18 protein-coding genes and 1 CRISPR repeat array (1 of these 19 cut by a window edge) are annotated in these 16,082 nt (G+C 70.8%); of the genes, 10 read left to right on the top strand and 8 right to left on the bottom strand.

The features are described 5' to 3' along the window. The first annotated feature begins 416 nt into the window (after positions 1-416). The 3 genes from LX15_RS04485 (at position 417) to LX15_RS04475 (ending at position 2,497) form a co-directional block, all read left to right on the top strand. Positions 417-851 carry a VOC family protein gene (locus LX15_RS04485; protein WP_253668189.1) on the top strand — a complete coding sequence of 145 codons (435 nt, stop codon included), beginning with the start codon at positions 417-419 and terminating at the stop codon, positions 849-851. A 179-nt stretch (positions 852-1,030) separates the two neighbouring features. Further along, a complete protein-coding gene (locus tag LX15_RS04480) occupies positions 1,031-1,852 on the top strand; it encodes a glycoside hydrolase family protein (protein ID WP_253668188.1) in 822 nt (273 codons plus the stop codon). Positions 1,853-2,167: 315 nt separating this feature from the next. Next, a complete protein-coding gene (locus LX15_RS04475; RefSeq protein ID WP_253668187.1) occupies positions 2,168-2,497 on the top strand; it encodes a hypothetical protein in 330 nt (109 codons plus the stop codon). 79 nt (positions 2,498-2,576) lie between these two features. On the opposite strand, the gene LX15_RS04470 is transcribed toward LX15_RS04475, so the two are convergent. Next, positions 2,577-3,269: a B3/B4 domain-containing protein gene (locus LX15_RS04470; RefSeq protein ID WP_253668186.1), complete on the bottom strand. Its 693-nt coding sequence runs from the start codon at positions 3,267-3,269 to the stop codon at positions 2,577-2,579. A gap of 51 nt (positions 3,270-3,320) precedes the next feature. Further along, entirely contained in the window at positions 3,321-3,932 is a 612-nt protein-coding gene (locus tag LX15_RS04465; RefSeq protein WP_253668185.1) for a LysE family translocator, read from the bottom strand. A gap of 192 nt (positions 3,933-4,124) precedes the next feature. On the opposite strand from LX15_RS04465, the gene LX15_RS04460 reads away from it, so the two are divergent. Next, positions 4,125-4,769, top strand: coding sequence for a phosphoribosylanthranilate isomerase (locus tag LX15_RS04460; RefSeq protein ID WP_253668184.1), 645 nt, complete (start codon positions 4,125-4,127; stop codon positions 4,767-4,769). A 39-nt stretch (positions 4,770-4,808) separates the two neighbouring features. Here LX15_RS04460 and LX15_RS04455 read toward each other — a convergent pair whose 3' ends face one another. The 3 genes from LX15_RS04455 to LX15_RS04445 all read right to left on the bottom strand — a co-directional run bounded on the left by LX15_RS04455 (position 4,809) and on the right by LX15_RS04445 (position 8,795). Then, entirely contained in the window at positions 4,809-5,045 is a 237-nt protein-coding gene (locus tag LX15_RS04455; RefSeq protein WP_253668183.1) for a hypothetical protein, read from the bottom strand. Next, complete coding sequence (locus LX15_RS04450) at positions 5,042-5,638, bottom strand: glycosyltransferase family protein (RefSeq protein WP_253668182.1); 597 nt, start codon at positions 5,636-5,638, stop codon at positions 5,042-5,044. The genes LX15_RS04455 and LX15_RS04450 overlap by 4 nt, the downstream gene beginning before the upstream one ends. Before the next feature lie 256 nt (positions 5,639-5,894). After that, the gene (locus LX15_RS04445; RefSeq protein ID WP_253668181.1) at positions 5,895-8,795 is read right to left on the bottom strand and encodes a M48 family metallopeptidase; all 2,901 of its coding nucleotides are present in this window, start codon (positions 8,793-8,795) and stop codon (positions 5,895-5,897) included. Between the two features lie 34 nt (positions 8,796-8,829). Here LX15_RS04445 and LX15_RS04440 point away from each other — a divergent pair, with 34 nt between their 5' ends. Further along, positions 8,830-9,033, top strand: a complete 204-nt coding sequence (locus LX15_RS04440) for a hypothetical protein (RefSeq protein WP_253668180.1) — start codon at positions 8,830-8,832, stop codon at positions 9,031-9,033. A gap of 102 nt (positions 9,034-9,135) precedes the next feature. On the opposite strand, the gene LX15_RS33440 is transcribed toward LX15_RS04440, so the two are convergent. Continuing rightward, positions 9,136-9,681 (bottom strand): GNAT family N-acetyltransferase, encoded by a 546-nt coding sequence (locus tag LX15_RS33440; RefSeq protein WP_372502262.1) that lies wholly within the window; start codon positions 9,679-9,681, stop codon positions 9,136-9,138. A gap of 230 nt (positions 9,682-9,911) precedes the next feature. Here LX15_RS33440 and LX15_RS04425 point away from each other — a divergent pair, with 230 nt between their 5' ends. The 3 genes from LX15_RS04425 to LX15_RS04415 all read left to right on the top strand — a co-directional run bounded on the left by LX15_RS04425 (position 9,912) and on the right by LX15_RS04415 (position 11,895). Beyond that, positions 9,912-10,298 (top strand): ArsR/SmtB family transcription factor, encoded by a 387-nt coding sequence (locus tag LX15_RS04425; protein WP_253668177.1) that lies wholly within the window; start codon positions 9,912-9,914, stop codon positions 10,296-10,298. Beyond that, positions 10,295-11,413 carry an ACR3 family arsenite efflux transporter gene (arsB, locus tag LX15_RS04420; protein ID WP_253668176.1) on the top strand — a complete coding sequence of 373 codons (1,119 nt, stop codon included), beginning with the start codon at positions 10,295-10,297 and terminating at the stop codon, positions 11,411-11,413. Before LX15_RS04425 ends, arsB begins: the two co-directional genes overlap by 4 nt. 74 nt (positions 11,414-11,487) lie before the next feature. Continuing rightward, complete coding sequence (locus tag LX15_RS04415; protein WP_253668175.1) at positions 11,488-11,895, top strand: arsenate reductase ArsC; 408 nt, start codon at positions 11,488-11,490, stop codon at positions 11,893-11,895. Between the two features lie 157 nt (positions 11,896-12,052). Here LX15_RS04415 and LX15_RS04410 read toward each other — a convergent pair whose 3' ends face one another. Both LX15_RS04410 and LX15_RS04405 read right to left on the bottom strand, forming a co-directional pair. Next, the gene (locus LX15_RS04410; protein ID WP_253668174.1) at positions 12,053-13,210 is read right to left on the bottom strand and encodes an alkaline phosphatase family protein; all 1,158 of its coding nucleotides are present in this window, start codon (positions 13,208-13,210) and stop codon (positions 12,053-12,055) included. 154 nt (positions 13,211-13,364) lie between these two features. Next, on the bottom strand, positions 13,365-14,099 hold the full coding sequence (locus tag LX15_RS04405) for an acetoacetate decarboxylase (RefSeq protein WP_253668173.1): 735 nt from the start codon (positions 14,097-14,099) through the stop codon (positions 13,365-13,367). 169 nt (positions 14,100-14,268) lie between these two features. Between LX15_RS04405 and LX15_RS04400 the strand changes: the two genes are divergently transcribed. Together LX15_RS04400 and LX15_RS04395 are read left to right on the top strand one after the other, a co-directional pair. Further along, positions 14,269-15,138: a 3-hydroxyacyl-CoA dehydrogenase family protein gene (locus LX15_RS04400; protein ID WP_253668172.1), complete on the top strand. Its 870-nt coding sequence runs from the start codon at positions 14,269-14,271 to the stop codon at positions 15,136-15,138. A gap of 11 nt (positions 15,139-15,149) precedes the next feature. Further along, positions 15,150-15,761, top strand: coding sequence for a TetR/AcrR family transcriptional regulator (locus tag LX15_RS04395; RefSeq protein ID WP_253668171.1), 612 nt, complete (start codon positions 15,150-15,152; stop codon positions 15,759-15,761). Between the two features lie 129 nt (positions 15,762-15,890). Next, positions 15,891-16,082: a CRISPR direct-repeat array (repeat unit 28 nt; unit sequence GAGCCATCCCCGCGTGGGCGGGGCCGAC); it runs 1,300 nt beyond the window's last position.

The raw sequence follows: 16,082 nt of genomic DNA, 5'->3' as shown, positions 1-16,082 counted from the left end.
TCGCCGCCCTCGGCGCGTGGAGCGCGGACTCATCCCCGCGTGTGCGGGGCCGATAGTTTACGTTTTTACCTCCGCCCCGGCGAACACGGACTCATCCCCGCGTGTGCGGGGACGATGTACACGCGGCAATCCCACATGCGGTATGCCACGACTCATCCCCGCGTGTGCGGGGCCGATGTTTCGGTCGCTGTCAGAGTCGGGCCAGTCCCGGACTCATCCCCGCGTGTGCGGGGACGATACTTCCTGAGCTGGGACTTTAGCTTGGGTGGTCGCTGGTTTTGAACCTGTTCGTGAGTGCTCCCGTTCGTTCGTCGTTCAGGCGGGGTGGTGGGTCAGGGCTGGATCCCGGGGACCACGGGGGCGTCACCTGGGGAAATGAGCGGCGGGGTCCCCTGGTGCTCGGTATGGTGCGCCCGATGTCAGCGATCAAGAAGTTCCAGGTCACCTTTGACTGCGCGGAACCGGAGCGCCTCGCTCGCTTCTGGTGCGAGGTGTTGGGGTACGTCACCCCGCCACCGCCGGAGGGGTTCGCCACCTGGGACGAGTTCAACCGCACCCTTCCTCCTGAGAAGCGGGGATCGTGGTTCGCGTGCAGTGATCCCTCAGGCGTGGGCCCGCGCCTGTACTTCCAGCGCGTCCCCGAGGGCAAGATCGTCAAGAATCGGGTGCACCTCGACGTCCGGGTCGGCACCGGGCTCGTCGGGGCCGAGCGCCTCGCCACGCTCGAAGCCGAGTGCGCACGACTGGTCGCGCTCGGCGCGACCCATGTGCAAACGCTGTATGCCGATGAGGAAAACGAGTCGTGCATTGTAATGCAGGACATCGAGGGCAACGAATTCTGCATCGACTGAGCACTCTCTGAGCCGGGGAGGCGGGGAGCCGCCTCCCCGGGGCCTCTCGCCCCTTGGGTGCGCGCAACCTCTGTCGTTTCCGTTGCCGCACAAGGATGATCTCCGATGGAGTTCCCGTGATCGTCCCATCACGTGAACAGCGTCAGGTCAACTCCGAGGAGCGCGAAAGGAGTGAGCAGATGCGACGAACGCGCCTGGTCGTGACCCTTGTCCTGGCCGTGCTGACGGTGCTCGGCGCGACGACATTGACCTCATCACCGGCCTCGGCCGCCGCCGCCACGAAGAAGGGTGTCAGCGCCGCGAATGTCGCGGGCGTCAACGCGGCCCTCGCCGACGTCCGCGCCGGGTGGTTCTACACCTGGACCTCGCACACCAGAGGAATCACCGCCCCGTCGGGAGTCGAGTTCGTGCCGATGATCTGGGGTCCCAGCTCGGTGACGGACACCGACCTGAACCGGGCCAAGGCCTCCGGCACCACCCTGTTGGGCTTCAACGAACCCGATCTGGCCAGTCAGGCGAACATCTCCGTCGAACGGGCACTCGACCTGTGGCCGCGGTTGCAGGCCACCGGAATGCGGTTGGGCGCCCCGGCCGTGGCATCCGGAGGGGCCCGGCCGGGCGGATGGCTTGACAGGTTCATGAGTGGCGCGGCAGCCCGGGGCTACCGGGTCGACTTCATTCCGTTGCACTGGTACGGCAGAGACTTCTCCGGCGCGGCGGTCGGGCATCTGCGGAGCTATCTCCAGGCGGTCTACGACCGGTACCGCAAACCGATCTGGCTCACCGAGTACGGTCTGATCGACTTCAGCGGACCGACCCCGCGTTACCCGAGTGAGCGTGAGCAGGTCGACTTCGTGCGGAACTCCACCGCGATGCTGCGAAGCCTGCCCTTCGTGGAGCGCTTCGCCTGGTTCACGTTGTCCACCGCCACCAGCCCCACCGGTCTCTACGACGGCTCCGCACCCAACGCCTCTGGCATCGCCTACCGGGCCGCTCGCTGACCTGGGCCGGCCAGAAGATCTGGCCACTGGCGAGACAAGTCGACCAAGGGTCACCCAGGCCCAAACATCGCGTTGACCAGCACGTCCGTTCCCGTTAAGCGGGGGACTCACAGCCCTGTCCACACCGCCGTGGACAGGGCTCGGCCGCGTCCGCCTGGTCCTCCTCGTCACACATGTCGGTTCCGTCTGTTTTCGTCCGGTGGTGCGAAGGTGCCACCTGATCGGCGCTTCTGTCTCGCCGAAGAGACGTCGAGCGGGTGACCCACATGGGTGAAACCTGCCCGTCCGGGGTGGTGATGGCCTACGGTGCCGCCCATGGCGCGTGCTGGGGTCGTGCTGGGTGGCTACTTCGCCGCGGTGCACCGGTTCGTCGACCAACTCGGCGCGACCGCCGAGGTGGGCCGGTTGTGTCCGTTGGCTCATGCGGTGCTGGGCGGGGACGCGCGGGCGTTGCTCGCGTTCCTGCACGCCGTCCGTCGGTGCCTGGTGTCCTACCAGGCGCCGGGGGAGATGTGGGAGTGGCACGAGGCCGCGTTGTCCGTCGTGATCGACCTCGTCGTGGAGGGCGAGACCTTCCAGCGGCTGGACGAGGAGATCCACCAGGGGCTGGTGGACACCTACCAGGCCACGTGGGAGTGCGACTGAGGAACGCGCGTGCCCCACCGCCCACGGCCGTGGAGCACGCGCGTCGGCCGACACAGGTCGCCGCGTGTTCTGCCGGTGCTCAGAAGACGAAGCGGGGCTCGGACCGGCTCAGCACCCCGGTCTTCGCACTGACCGACCACACGGACGACAGCTCGTCCGCGACCGTGGACAGCAGCCGGGGGACGTCCTCCGCCGCGCCCTCATGCAGGGCCTCGGCGACGATCAACACCGAGCTGGTGGTGTCCCTGACGGCGGACAGCCGGCTCTGCCGGTTCGTCCAGCGCCGCGCGTGGGCCCGGTTCGCGGCGTCGGCGAAGACGACCTCGCGCGGGTCGGGGTTCTCGGTCTCACCGGAGAACGCCAGGTACGTCTCGTCGCCCCTGGCGTGCCGGACCTCGACGTGGTCGGCGATCTCGGTGACGTCGAAGACCGCGACCGGGATGGCGAAGGCCAACGAGACGGCGTTGCAGAGGTCGATCAGCGGGTGGATCTCGGGCAGGGAGCGCTCCTTGCGGAACCTCCGCAACAGCGACTCGGAGGCGCACCGGTACTGCGTGGGCTTGAGGCTCATCCGGGAGAACGCCCGACGCCAGGCCTGGATCTCCGGCAGCTCTCCCTCGGTGGCCGTCGCCAGCCGCTCCTCCGCGACCCGGTGCAGCCGGGGAAGCCGGTCGCGGACGGAGACCTCGGCGTTGACGCCGTCGGCGACGAGCACCCCGGGCACCAGCTCGGGGAACTCGCTCCAGATCTCCGTCGAGTGCTGGAAGCGCATGGTTTCCTCTCGTGATCGGGTGCGGATCGCCACACGCGGCCTCGTGCCGCGTCAGCCCTCGAACGCCAGTCGGGCGGCGAGCCCGAGGAAGGCGACGCCGAAGACGCGCTGGATCACGCCCAACACCCGTGGGCGCGTGGCGACGTAGTCGCGGATGCTCGCGGCGAACCAGCCGTACAGCACGAAGACGAGGAACGTCGCCAGCATGAAGACGCCGCTCAGTTCGAGCATCGCCGGGAAGGCGTCCGGCTCCGCGGTGTTGACGAACTGCGGCAGGAACGCGAAGAAGAAGATGGTCAGCTTGGGGTTCAGGATGTTGAGCAGGACCCCGGAGGCGATGACCTTCGCGGCCGAGCGCGGCGCGTTCCCGGCCTCCTCCACCGTGAGCGTTCCCTTGTCGCGCAGCGCTCCCCACGCCATGTAGACGAGGTAGGCGACGCCGAGATACTTGAGGGTCTGGAACGCCACCGCGCTGGTGTGGAGCAGCGCGGCGAGGCCGGTGATCGCCGCCGCCATGTGCGGCACGATGCCCAGCGTGCAGCCGAACGCCGCGACGGCGCCCGCCCTGGTTCCGCGAGACAGCCCGGCAGCCATCGTGTAGATCACCCCAGGACCGGGTGTCACGACCACGATCAGGGTCGTGACGAGGAATTCGACACTCACTTCGCCCTCTCCACGGGACGACGGACAGCGGCGATGCCCGACCCCCAGTGCCTCGACCATGTTCCGCCGCCCGGGTCAAGCTACTCGGTCGACGTGTCAATTGGACGAGGAAGCAGCACGGTGTCCGAAAAGCGCGAACGCTGATGCGGGACAGCACCAGGTCTGGTGGCCCGACCCGCTACCGTCGCCGGCATGTATGTCAAGTTGTGTGGGCTGCGCACCGACGCGGACGTCGCGGCGGCGGTCGACGCGGGAGCCTCCGCGGTGGGGTTCGTGTTCGGGGAGAGCGTCCGGCAGGTGGACCTCGACACCGCCCGGCGGCTGGTGGCGCAGGTGCCCTCGCACGTGCTCACCGTCGGGGTGTTCGCGAAGATGACCGCGGACAGGGTGCGCCAGCTCGCCACCGCCTCGGGCATCGGCGCGATCCAGTTGCACGGCGACTACCCCCGCGCGGCGTTCGAGGCGTTGTCCGATCTGCCAGCGACGCTGATCCGGGCGACGGCGCTCACCGCCGAGACCGACGTCCGTGTGGGCGCCTACGGCGAGGAGATGCTGTTGCTGGACTCACCGGTCGCCGGCTCCGGCCACCAGTGGGACCTCGGCCGACTCGACGCGGCACGTCCAGAGGGCAGGTGGCTGCTCGCGGGCGGTCTGTCGCCGCGCAACGTGGGAGCGGCCATCGAGCGCGCCAGGCCCTGGGGTGTGGACGTGTCCAGCGGTGTCGAGTCCCGTCGTGGCGTGAAGGACCACGGCCTGATGCGGGAGTTCGTGGCGGCTGCCCGCGAGGCGGCCGAACGCCTGGCCCATCAGTCGTCCGGTGTGCCCGTGAGCGGGTAGCCAGGCCCGGTCACCCCTGCGGGAAGTCGCGGTCCCGGGTCACTGACCCGTGCCGGAGGGCGTCGCCTGGTCCGGTCTGGCCGCCTGGTCCGGTCTGGCCGACGAACCGGGCGTGAGGAGCCCTTCCAGCAGGGTGGCGGCCCGGTCGGCCCCGCCGGCCTCGTCGAGGAGCCGACCCAGCTCCCGTGCCCGCTGCCGGTGGCGCGGCTGGCTCAGCACCTGCTCCACGGCGTCCCGCACGGCACGGGGGCTCGGCCGCCCGGTGCGCAGGTTCACCCCCGCTCCGGACCAGGCGACCCGGCGGGCCACCTCCGGCTTGTCCAGCGAGCCGGCCGCCACGACCAGGGGCACCCCGGCGCGGGGAGCACCGCGTCGCGCGTCCGCCCGAGCCGGCCCCTCGCCGGCGGCAGCGGAATCCCCGGCGGCGGCAGGTCCCGGCTGGTCATCGTCAACGGGGCCACCGCGACCGAGGCCCACGGCGCGCCGAGGACCTTGGCGGCGAGCGCCCCGCCGAACGCCAGGTGGTCGGTCACGATCAGGTCGAACGGCTCCCGTCGCGCCTCGTCGAGGACGTCGGCGGCCTGCCCGGCGCCGGTTCCCACCAACACGTCCTCGATGTTGGCCCTGCCGCCCCGGACCCCCTTGCCGTTCCCGACGCGGGGGAAGGTGGCCGCGAGGTCGCTGTCGTCGAAGTCGGTGGCACGGGTCCAGGGCAGCCAGGTCGCTCCGGCGGCGACGAACCGTCGCTGGTACTTGGCTCCGATGTGCGCCACGACCTCGTGACCGCGTCGCGCCAACTCCTCGGTCACCGCCGTCATCGCGCCGACGTGCCCGGCGAATGGCAGTGATGCCAGCAGGATCCGCGCCATGTCGTCCCCCAACGTCGTCGCCGGGCCACGCTATCAGCAGCCCTCGTCCACGGCGTCGCGGTGGTGCCGAGGTGTGGTGTGGTGCGGAGGCGCTGTGACGTGGTGAAGCTGTGATGTGGTGAAGCGGTGGCGTGGTGGAGCGGTGGCGCGACAAGCGGACCAGATGGGACGGTCCGCCTTTCCTCAATGCCGGATGCGCCGAGGCAGGGCGCACTTCCCCGCGCGAGATCGGCCGAGGAGTGGCGTGGTCACTGTCCTAAGAGGAGGGACGCCGGGACACGGCCTCCACCCGTTTGTACGCTTCGAGGCCGGAGTCCGCGGCCTGCGTGAGTGTCTTGATCGACTGGAGGAACAGCGCCCGATCCTGGCGCGCGACGGCCGTCTCGCAGCTCCTGCTGCCTACTTCCGCCCGCGCGATCAGCCACTGCCAGTGTTGTTGGCCTTCGGAGTCGGGGATGCGGAAGTAGCGCCGGGCTTCCCGCGCGGTCTGCCCGATGTCGGCGCAGACAGGACGGACGCCGGACAGGTCGACGTGGCCGGGCTGTGCCCACGTCGCCGGCTTGGGCAGGGCCTCGGTGAGGCGGCCCCAGTGGTGGCCGAAGCGGCCCAACAACTCCTCACCGCCGTAGTCACGCCACGCCGCCATCTGCATCGTCCTGGTCAGCTCGGACGGCGCCTTCTCCTCGAAGGGGTTCGTCGACCGCGCGAGCCGTTCCCAGGCTTCGGCGGCATCGGGGGCTCCTGCGGCGTCCTCGTCGCTGTCCGGCGACGCTTCGCCGGACCACCAGGGCGCTCTCCGCGGGTCCCAGTCGATGGCCAGCGTCGCGGTGAGGGCGACGGCGACGGCGCACGTCAGAGCCACGCAGACGCGACGGGCGGTCGTCCTGCGGATCTGCGCCGGAGGGCGGGGGAGGGGTAGGGCCGTCGTGCTCCACACCCTGCGCGCCATGGACACCACCGCTGCGGCGGCGATGGCGACGACGGTGCTCGCGACGAGCGTGAGGGCGAGGTAGGGGCTGGACATCGACCACGTCAGGCCCGGACGCCAGGCGCACTCGGGGAAGAGGGTGCTCAGGGGCTGCACGCAACCGTCGAACGAAGCGAGCGCGAAGAACCCCGCGAAGCCCACCAGTGTGGCGACATGCCCCGCGATCAGTGCGACGAGCAGCCTGTAGTGGCGCGCCAAAACGCTCGCCACGGCGGCGGCCACCGCGGCCGAGGCCGCCATCGCCAGCAGCGCCCACATGAGGTAGATGTGCAGGTACAGGGCGTTTCGCTGGTTCGCGGGCCAGCCGTGCATGTACGTATGCACGCCCGCCACGACGGCCCAGCAGAGCACTCCACCGAGCAACCCGGGGAGCAGCACGCGGCGGAGCGTGGGCAACGGTTCCGCGGGCGGCTCCGCGTCGTCGCTGTCCGACAGGGCGGTGCTCACCCAACTCGTGGTGTTGGTCGTTCTCGGACGCAGCACCCAGGCCAGCAGCGGCACGACCCACAGGGCGGTGATCGCGGCGAGGAACAGGGGCCAGCGGCGCGTGATGCTCAACGTCGACAGCGCGACGTTGACGGCCCACGTCATGAGCGGGTGATCCGCCGCGACCGCCGGGTATTCCTGTGTCAGCACGCGACGCAGTTCGTCGGGAGCGAGCCGCACTCCGGCCAGGAGCAGCGTGCCCTGGAACTGCCACCACACGAACCAGGACGCCAGCGCGAGGACCGCCGCTGCCAGGGTCATTCGCATCCACGGGCCGATGGTCCGCCCGCGCCACGTCCTGACCCACAACTGGGCGCACTGCCCGATCCACCAGGTGATCACGACGGCCACGAGCACGACGAGCCCGAGCGCCTCCATCCGGGACGGCACCCACTGGTAGATCGTGGCCTCGCGCATGCCCAGCTCGGTGACGGCCATGCCGAGGCCCAGCCACAGGCCGGCCCGCACCCCCGACGGCGCCCGGCCCGAGGTGAGCACGGCGTAGGCCACCGCCCGCCACAGGGCGACCCCGGCCACCCCGACGACGAGCGCGGGCGGGGCGAACAACTGGACCGCCTGCGCCTCCCACGACCCCGCCATGCCGTAGTACCCGAGGTCGTACTGCTTCAGGTAGCCCGTCACCTCGGCGATGATCATCGTGATGGCGGCGCCGGTCAGGAACATCGGCAGGGCCGGCACGCTGAACAGGGGCGCGGGATCGGTGAGCGACGCCCGACGCAGGTCCCAGCGGGGGTGGCTGCGCCACAACTCGGCGAAGGCCGCGAGCGTGCGCCTCAGCCCGCCCGGCGGCGCCCCCGGCGCGGGCGCGGCCCAACTGCGGGGGTTCGCGCCGCAGCGCACCGCCGCGAGGTCGGCGTAGATCTCCCGGCTGCGCAACACGTCCGACCGCGCCAGGTACATGAGGACGACCAGGAACATCGCCACCGCGAAGTTCCACGTCACGGTGGGCGCGTAGCTGGGCCAGAACGGCGACTCGAACCCTCTGGCGAACTGGCGGGCGTACCAGGCCAGGTAGGGGAGAAGGACCATGGCGAGGAACACCCGCCAGATCGCGATGGTGGCGTAGGTGACCGTGATGTCGCCGTTGCGGATGTGGGCGAGTTCGTGCAAAACCACCGCCCGGAAGCCGTCGGGGTCGGCCGCCCTGCGCAGGAGGAGACCGCCGTGCAGGCACACCGTGGGCCGGCTGTTGCTGCCGAACACCACCGCGCTGGCCGAGGTCGCCAGCGGGTCGACGACGACGCGGGGCGTCTGCTTGAGCCCGATCCTCGTCGCCAGCTCCTCCACCGCGTCGCGGACCTCGCCATCCCGGTCGACCTTCTCCAGCGGCACGACCCGGCCGCGCCGCGACCTCCACCGGGGTAGCGCCCAGAACAGGCCGCCGGCCGTGACCAGGACGAGGGCCGGCCACACGACGATCACCCACTCCGGCGGCAGCCGCTGGTACCGGGCCAGGCAGGCGTCGTAGGCGGCCCGTTGGGCCCCGGTGCGGAAGGCGACGGCCAGATCCGACCCGTTGAGGGGGTCGATGCCGGCGGCGAGCGAGCAGCCCCAGGCTCCCGACCCGGAGAGCCCCCTGGTGACCGACAACATCCACCCGCCGCTGGTCACCAGCAGGAGCGCCACCAGCAACGCGAACCGCACGGTCGTGCCCGCGCTCATCACCCGCTCGTCGACCCGGGGTGGGACGAACCCGGTGACCGACTCGTGGGCGCTGGTCGTGCCGGGCGTCGCGTCGGTTCTCGTGCTGGTTGTCGCCTCGGTTGTCGTGCTGGTTGTCGCCTCGGCCCTCGCGTCCGTCGTCGAGTCGGTTGTCGCGTCCGGTGTCGCGTCGCGCCCGCCGGTCGAAGTCGCTTCAGAAGCCATGCCGCCCCCCGCGGTTCGTGACGCCCCCGGCTGAAGCACTCCGGAGGCTCACCACCCTGACCGAGGTCGATCAGGCGGAACACGTCCGAACGGCTGAACCGAGCGCGAGGACGGCGTGGGGATTGGCCGGTTCAGGTCAGGCGAGGGGCGGTTCGGCCCTCATCCGGATCCTGACGTTGTTCTCCCCGTGACGGAAGACCTCGTGGAAGCCGAGCCGTCGGTAGAGCTGGTACACGCGCGGGTTGACGGTCAGCACGTCGAGGATCAGGGGTTGGCGACGGGTGGCGCCTTCGTCGAGGAGTTGCCGGATGAGGTGGCCGCCGACGCCCCGGTTCTGGAAGTCCGGGTGCGGTTCGACGCGCCCCAGACAGATCTCGTCCTGCTGGTACTCCACGATCAGCACCCCGGCCTCGTGGCCGTCCACCGTGACGATGCGCGTTCGGGCGGGGTCGAAGTCGCGTTGGTGGTAGGCGCGTTGCTCGCCGTCGTCCCAGCCCAGATCGCGTCGACGTAGACGCGCATGGCGGCGTGGTGCACCTGGTAGCAGAGTTCGGCGTCGGCTGGTGTCGCCGGGCGGAGTTCGATGCTGGTCATGCGGTGACGTCCTCGCGGTGCTCCTCGCGTGGTCTTCGCGTGGTCTTCGACAACGTGGCGTCGCGGTAGGCGGCGTGGAGCGGAACACCGTGGCGCCGAGTGTGCCAGCTCCGTGCCCCGCCGTCAGCAGCCGGCGGTGGCTTCCCGAGGCGGGTTTCGGGCGTCACGGACGTCTCGATCCCTGAGCTTCTTCACCAGCTCAGCGGCACGACGATCCGCGATCGATGTCCACATTGGACGAACGATCTCGATGCATGGGCGCCCCGGCCCCTCCGGGCGGACTTGCGCCACTGATTCGATGTCTATCAAGATAGACGCATGTCGAATCAGCGGGTGGTCGCGGCCGGTGGCGCGGCGGAGGTCGGAGCGGGATGTGAGCCGGCGGTGCTCCGGGAACAGCCGGTGACCGAGGCTCAGGCGGCCGAACTGGCGCGCGTGTTCAAGGCGTTGGGCGACCCGGTGCGGGTGCGCCTGCTGTCCCTCATCGCCTCCCATGACGGCGGCGAGGTCTGCGTGTGCGAGCTGTCGGGAGCGTTCGACCTGACCGGCCCCACGATCTCCCACCACCTGAAGGTGCTCAGGGAGGCCGGGCTGGTCACGGGCGAGCGGCGCGGCACGTGGGTCTACTACCGGGCGATCCCCGAGGCGTTGGCCGCGCTCGCGGAGGCCCTGCGCCCGGCGACGGTCGCGGGAGCGGGCGCATGAGCGCGCCCCGCGACGCGGCCGCCGTCGAACCCGTGGTGGCCCGGCTCTCCACTCTGGACCGGTTGTTGCCGGTGTGGATCGGGCTGGCGATGCTGGCCGGCCTGGCGGCGGGCCGCTGGGTCCCCGGCCTCGGCGGGGCGCTGTCGGCGGTGGAGGTGGACGGCATCTCCCTGCCCATCGCGCTGGGCCTGCTGGTGATGATGTACCCGGTGTTGGCCAAGGTCCGCTACGACCGGCTCGACGCGGTCACCTCCGACCGGCGCCTGCTGGTGTCGTCGTTGGCGCTCAACTGGGTGGTGGGGCCGGCGTTGATGTTCGCCCTGGCCTGGTTGACGCTGCCGGACCTGCCCGCGTACCGCACCGGCCTGATCATCGTCGGGCTGGCCCGCTGCATCGCGATGGTGATCGTCTGGAACGACCTGGCGTGCGGGGACCGGGAGGCCGCCGCCGTGCTGGTGGCGTTGAACTCGGTGTTCCAGGTCGTCGCGTTCGCCGGCCTCGGCTGGTTCTATCTCTCGGCCCTGCCGTCGTGGCTCGGCCTGCCCACCGCGGACCTCCACGTCTCCGCGCTCGGCATCGCGAAGTCGGTGCTGGTCTTCCTCGGCGTCCCGCTGGTCGCCGGCTACCTGACCCGCCGCCTCGGCGAGCGCCGGGGGAGGGACTGGTACGAGAGCCGCTTCCTGCCCCGGATCGGCCCGGCCGCGCTGTACGGGCTGCTGTTCACCATCGTGGTCCTCTTCGCCCTCCAGGGCGAGGAGATCACCAGCCGCCCGCTGGACGTTGTGCGGATCGCCCTGCCGCTGCTGGCCTACTTCGCCCTCATGTGGACGGGTGGGTTCGCGCTGGGACGGCTGGTCGGCCTCGGCTACGAGCGCACCACCACGCTCGCCTTCACCGCCGCCGGCAACAACTTCGAACTCGCCATCGCCGTGGCGATCGCGACCTTCGGTGCGACCTCCGGGCAGGCGCTGGCCGGCGTCGTGGGGCCGCTGATCGAGGTCCCGGTCCTGGTTGCCCTGGTGTACGCCGCCCTGGCGGCCCGCCGGTTCTTCCCCGCCCCACCCGCCACCGCCGAGGAGTCCGCCGACGCCCGGCCCGTTCCTCCCACGCCCTGACACGGCGGAGGAACGCCCTGCCAGACGACCCGCCCACGAGCCTGACCACCACCGCGAGGCTGCGAGGAACCGCCATGAACCCCACGCCCGAGGTCCTGTTCGTCTGCGTCCACAACGCCGGCCGCTCCCAGATGGCCGCCGCCCTGCTGCACCACCACGCCGCCGGCCGGGTCGTGGTGCGCTCGGCGGGGTCGGCCCCGGCGGACACGATCAACCCCGCCGTCGTCGAGGCGATGGCCGAGATCGGCATCGACCTGTCCCGGGAGTTCCCCAAGCCCCTCACCACCGAGGCGGTCCGGGCCGCCGACGTCGTGATCACCATGGGCTGCGGCGACGCCTGCCCGGTCTTCCCCGGCAAGCGTTACCTGGACTGGCGGGTGCCGGACCCGGCCGGCAGGCCGGTCGAGGAGGTCCGGCCGATCCGCGACGAGATCGACCGCCGCGTGCGGGAACTGCTCTCCGAACTCCTCCCCACGACCTGATCACGGGACGGTCAGGACGCGTTGTCGTGCGTGACGGTCGATTGACATCCGTGTCGGCGAGGTGTCTCTCGCAACGCGGTCGTCCTTCGTGGCAGTCGGTTGTCATCTGTGTCGGTGAGTTGTCTCTCTCGTGACGGTTGGACCTCTCTCGTGGCGCTCAGTCGTCCTTCGTGGCGGTCAACAGCGGGACGAGCTGTTCCTCCCTGGTGAGCGAGCCGTGCTGACCAGGCAGCAGGCTGAGCTGCGGCTCGGCCTGCGAGCGCACCATGACGAAAGATCCCAGCGCCGCGACCACGAGGTCGCCGACGCGCGGGCGGACGCGGTCGTCGACCCGCGGACCGAACCAGCCGGCGCTGATCGCCTCGTCACGCGGCAGGACCAGCGCCCGCTCGCCGAGCACCTCGCTCCAGGCGCGCCGCACGTCCTCCACCGCGCCCTGAGCGGTGTAGACGTGGCGCACGCGCGCTTCGCCGCCCAGCATGCGGACCCCGTCCAGCAACGCCGGCTCGGTGTCGATGTCCACGCGGTCCTGCTCGCCGGCGTTGACCATGCCGTGGTCGGCGGTGACGACGAGCATGCTGTCCGACGGGAGCCCTTCGGCGATCGTCGCGGCGAGCTGGTCGACGTAACGAAGCTGCGCCCGCCAAGGGGTGCTCCCCGCGCCGTAGATGTGGCCGAGCATGTCGAGGTCGGCGTGGTAGGCGTAGCAGAGGACCCGGGGGTGGCCGCTCAGCGCGTCCAGCACGTGGGTGGTCAGGTCGCCCAGCGCGTACGTGCCGCGGAACTGGCCGCCGCGCAGCACCGCCCGGGTCAGGCCGCTGCCGTCCTGCGCGCCCGGCGCCACCAACCGGACCTCGACGCCCGCGTCCGCGGCCTGCTCGAACACGGTGCGGTGGGGCTGGATCTGCTCGGGGACGTACTGGGACCGGAGATCGACGTGCGCGCCGTCGCCGTGGCGCTGCCAGCGCAGGACGTTGAGGACCTCGTTGTCGTCCGGGGCGAAGGAGTACCCCACCATCCCGTGCTCCCCCGAGGGGCGGCCGGTGCCGAGGGTGGAGAGGCTGGTCGCGGTCGTGGCGGGGAAGCCGGCGGTGATCGGGTCCCGTTCGGCCGCCAGCGAGGACAGGAACGGCGCGTCGGCCGCGTGTGACCGCAGCAGTTCCCATCCGAGGCCGTCGACCAGGAGCAGACACACCCTCGGCGCGCCCGGGAGCCCGAGCACGTCGCTCGTGCCCGGAACGCCCAGGCCCGCCAGCAACGACGGCACGACGTCGGCGAGGGTGCCCGTGCTGTAGGTCGGGAGCAGGAACTCCATGCGTTGCCTCCTTCGCGTTCCATCAGTGATGAAACGCCACGCGTGTCCGTCACCGCCATGTTCCTGCCGATCTTGTGACGGGGTCTGCCGCTGAATGGCGGACGCGTGCGCGAGCCGTCGGGCGGCGCGGGCGGAGACCGTCGTCGGCTCGCGGTCAGGCGAGGTAGTCGTGCACGGGCACGGCCGGGGCGAGCGTGAGGTCGGTGAGCACGTGCGAGGCGGAGACGATCTCCAGGACGGGCAGGTCGGCCAGCGGCGCCATGACGTGGTCGACCAGGTGCAGCCGGGCCGGACCCTCCCACGCCTGCTTCACCGTGATGTCGGTGATCTGGGTGCGCACCAGATCGCAGACCCGCAGGCCGCCGGTGTAGTCCGGGACGGCCTTGACCGCGAACGTCGGCACGGTGATCTGCCGGCGCGCCTCCTCGTGGTCCAGCGGGCGGTGCTTGTAGGCCATCGTCGCGGTCGCGACCCGCTGCGACCCGTAGTCGAGCGTGCCGACCAGGGCGCCGTCCTCGACGAACAGGCGCGGCGACCCGGAGGTCTTGGGGTAGGCCGACAGCTCCCTGCCGGCGAGGATGGCCGCGACGTTGTCGAGGTGCATCGCGTGCAGGTACTCGCCGTCCTCGCCGTCGAACCGGACCGGGATCACCTGCCCCGCCTCGGTGTAGGGGCCGTAGCCGTCGACGTCGCCCATGCGCATGACCTCGAACCGCACCAGCGGCTCGACGACCTCCAGCGGGGCCGGGACGACGGCGCGCAGGGCGTCCGGGTCGGTGCGGTAGACGACGTTGAGGTACTCCCGGTCGAGGAACCGGGTCGCCCGCAGCGGGTACGGCGGCGCCGCCAGCGGTGTCACCGGGGCGCGGAGCAGTTGCTCGGGTCGCATGTCTCTCCTTCGGCGGGGGCTGGTTGACGCGCCCCCTCAAACGAGTACGGTATGTATCGGATACAGGTTGTACTCGTTTGAGGGTGGGGCGCAACCCCGATGTGGCCTCCGGAACACCTGGCCACCCCGCCCCAGCCCGCGCCAGAAGGCCCCCAAAGGAGCGTTCGCCATGAGCTTCGCCGTCCCCACGAACCACGCGTCGCGCCCGGTCGCCGTGATCGGCGCCGGAACACTGGGCCGCCGCATCGCGCTGATGTTCGCCACGCGCGGCGGCCTCGTCCGGATCCACGACCTGTCGCAGGCCCAGCGCGACGCCGCCGTCGACTACGTCGAGCGCAACGTCGCCGAGGTCGCCAGCCGGATCGAGAACGGAACCCCCGGCACGGTGGTCGCCACCGGCGACCTCGCCGAGGCCGTCGCGGACGCCTGGCTGGTCGTCGAGGCGATCCCGGAACGGCTCGAACCGAAGAAGCGGATCTTCGGCGAACTGGACCGCATCGTCGCCGAGGACACGATCCTCGGCAGCAACTCCTCCTCGTACGCCAGCCGGTTGTTCCTCGACCACGTCCAGCGGCCCGAGCGGGTGCTCAACACCCACTTCTACATGCCGCCCACCCAGAACGCCGTCGACGTCATGTCCTGCGGCAGGACCGACCGGGACGTGCTCGACTTCGTGATGGCCACGTTCCCCGAGTTCGGGCTGCACCCCTTCGAGGCCCGCAAGGAGAGCACCGGATTCATCTTCAACCGGGTGTGGGCCGCCATCAAGCGCGAGGCCCTGACCGTCGTGGCCGAGGGCGTCTCGACCCCGCAGGACGTCGACCGGATGTTCGAGGTCAACACAGGTCTTCCTGGCGGGCCGTTCCGGTTGATGGACAAGGTCGGGCTGGACGTCGTCCTCGACATCGAGGAGCACTACGCGGCCGAGCACCCGGAGTACCCGGAGGCGCCGCGCGCGCTGCTGCGCGACTACATCGCCCGGGGACGACTCGGGGTCAAGACCGGCGCCGGGTTCTACGATGACTACCCCGACGCCTGACGAGGAACCCGATGCCGAAGTCGCCCACCAAGACCCGCCCCAGAACGGTGGCCGCCCTGATGACCAGCGCCCGCGCGCTGTTCATCAGGAACGGCTACCACGCCACCTCGATCAGCGACATCTGTGAGCACGCGGGCCTGACGCGAGGCGCCTTCTACTCCAACTACCCCAGCAAGGAACACCTCTTCCTCGCCCTCTACGACACCGAGGTCGACCGCATCCTCGGCGACCTCGAACGCGCCGCCCGCGACATCACCGACGGCGACGCCCACCCCGTCCAGCGGCTCCTGGAGTACCTGGCCGCGCACCGCCGCGACGACCGGCAGTGGTTCCTGGTGTCCATGGAGTTCACGCTGCACGCGGCGCGGAACCCCGACCTGGCCGCCGAACTCGCCCCCCACGAGGACCGTCTCACCACCGGGATCGCGAACCTCCTCGCCCGCCTGCTCCCACAGTCCACACCGGACACAGCGAGGGACGTCGCCCGCCTGGTCACCGCCCTGCACGAGGGCGCCACCGCGCAGGAACTCATCCACGGCGCTCCGGCCACCGCCTTCCGCGCCCGCGTCCTCCCGCACGTCATCGACACCATCACCACGGCCATGACCACCCCCGCCGACTAGCTGCCCCCCACCCACTGTCCTCAAAGGACAGAAGTGGGAAGTGGGAGCCGTGGCGATAGCCAGGCCACTCGGCGACGACTGGTGACCGGCGCGGCGACACTCAGACAGCCGGCTGACCCAGAAGCCGGTGACTCACCCCCGCGTGTGCGGGGCCGACCGGACCTTTCCCACGACGAAGTGGATGTGGTCGCAACCATCCCCGCCTACGCGGGGCCGACGCGGGCGCTGCGTGGCAGGAGAGCGGCTTGCTGGAGCCATCCCCGCGTGGGCGGGGCCGACGGGGGCGGGGGAGCGGGTCGCAGGCCGGACACGGAGCCATCC

The sequence above is a fragment of the Streptoalloteichus tenebrarius genome (genome assembly GCF_024171885.1).
In the GTDB taxonomy this organism is placed as follows: Bacteria; Actinomycetota; Actinomycetes; order Mycobacteriales; family Pseudonocardiaceae; genus Streptoalloteichus; species Streptoalloteichus tenebrarius.
Note: the sequence above shows the minus strand (reverse complement) of the source record. Positions and strands in the feature narration are given on the sequence as shown.

What these genes read in the sequence shown, in the direction of transcription:
- LX15_RS04485 (WP_253668189.1), top strand. Translation starts at nt 417, where the DNA reads ATGTCAGCGATCAAGAAGTTCCAGGTCACCTTTGACTGCGCGGAACCG.
- LX15_RS04480 (WP_253668188.1), top strand. Translation starts at nt 1,031, where the DNA reads ATGCGACGAACGCGCCTGGTCGTGACCCTTGTCCTGGCCGTGCTGACG.
- LX15_RS04475 (WP_253668187.1), top strand. Translation starts at nt 2,168, where the DNA reads ATGGCGCGTGCTGGGGTCGTGCTGGGTGGCTACTTCGCCGCGGTGCAC.
- LX15_RS04470 (WP_253668186.1), bottom strand. Translation starts at nt 3,269, where the DNA reads ATGCGCTTCCAGCACTCGACGGAGATCTGGAGCGAGTTCCCCGAGCTG.
- LX15_RS04460 (WP_253668184.1), top strand. Translation starts at nt 4,125, where the DNA reads ATGTATGTCAAGTTGTGTGGGCTGCGCACCGACGCGGACGTCGCGGCG.
- LX15_RS04450 (WP_253668182.1), bottom strand. Translation starts at nt 5,638, where the DNA reads ATGGCGCGGATCCTGCTGGCATCACTGCCATTCGCCGGGCACGTCGGC.
- LX15_RS04445 (WP_253668181.1), bottom strand. Translation starts at nt 8,795, where the DNA reads ATGAGCGCGGGCACGACCGTGCGGTTCGCGTTGCTGGTGGCGCTCCTG.
- LX15_RS04425 (WP_253668177.1), top strand. Translation starts at nt 9,912, where the DNA reads ATGTCGAATCAGCGGGTGGTCGCGGCCGGTGGCGCGGCGGAGGTCGGA.
- arsB (WP_253668176.1), top strand. Translation starts at nt 10,295, where the DNA reads ATGAGCGCGCCCCGCGACGCGGCCGCCGTCGAACCCGTGGTGGCCCGG.
- LX15_RS04415 (WP_253668175.1), top strand. Translation starts at nt 11,488, where the DNA reads ATGAACCCCACGCCCGAGGTCCTGTTCGTCTGCGTCCACAACGCCGGC.
- LX15_RS04410 (WP_253668174.1), bottom strand. Translation starts at nt 13,210, where the DNA reads ATGGAGTTCCTGCTCCCGACCTACAGCACGGGCACCCTCGCCGACGTC.
- LX15_RS04405 (WP_253668173.1), bottom strand. Translation starts at nt 14,099, where the DNA reads ATGCGACCCGAGCAACTGCTCCGCGCCCCGGTGACACCGCTGGCGGCG.
- LX15_RS04400 (WP_253668172.1), top strand. Translation starts at nt 14,269, where the DNA reads ATGAGCTTCGCCGTCCCCACGAACCACGCGTCGCGCCCGGTCGCCGTG.
- LX15_RS04395 (WP_253668171.1), top strand. Translation starts at nt 15,150, where the DNA reads ATGCCGAAGTCGCCCACCAAGACCCGCCCCAGAACGGTGGCCGCCCTG.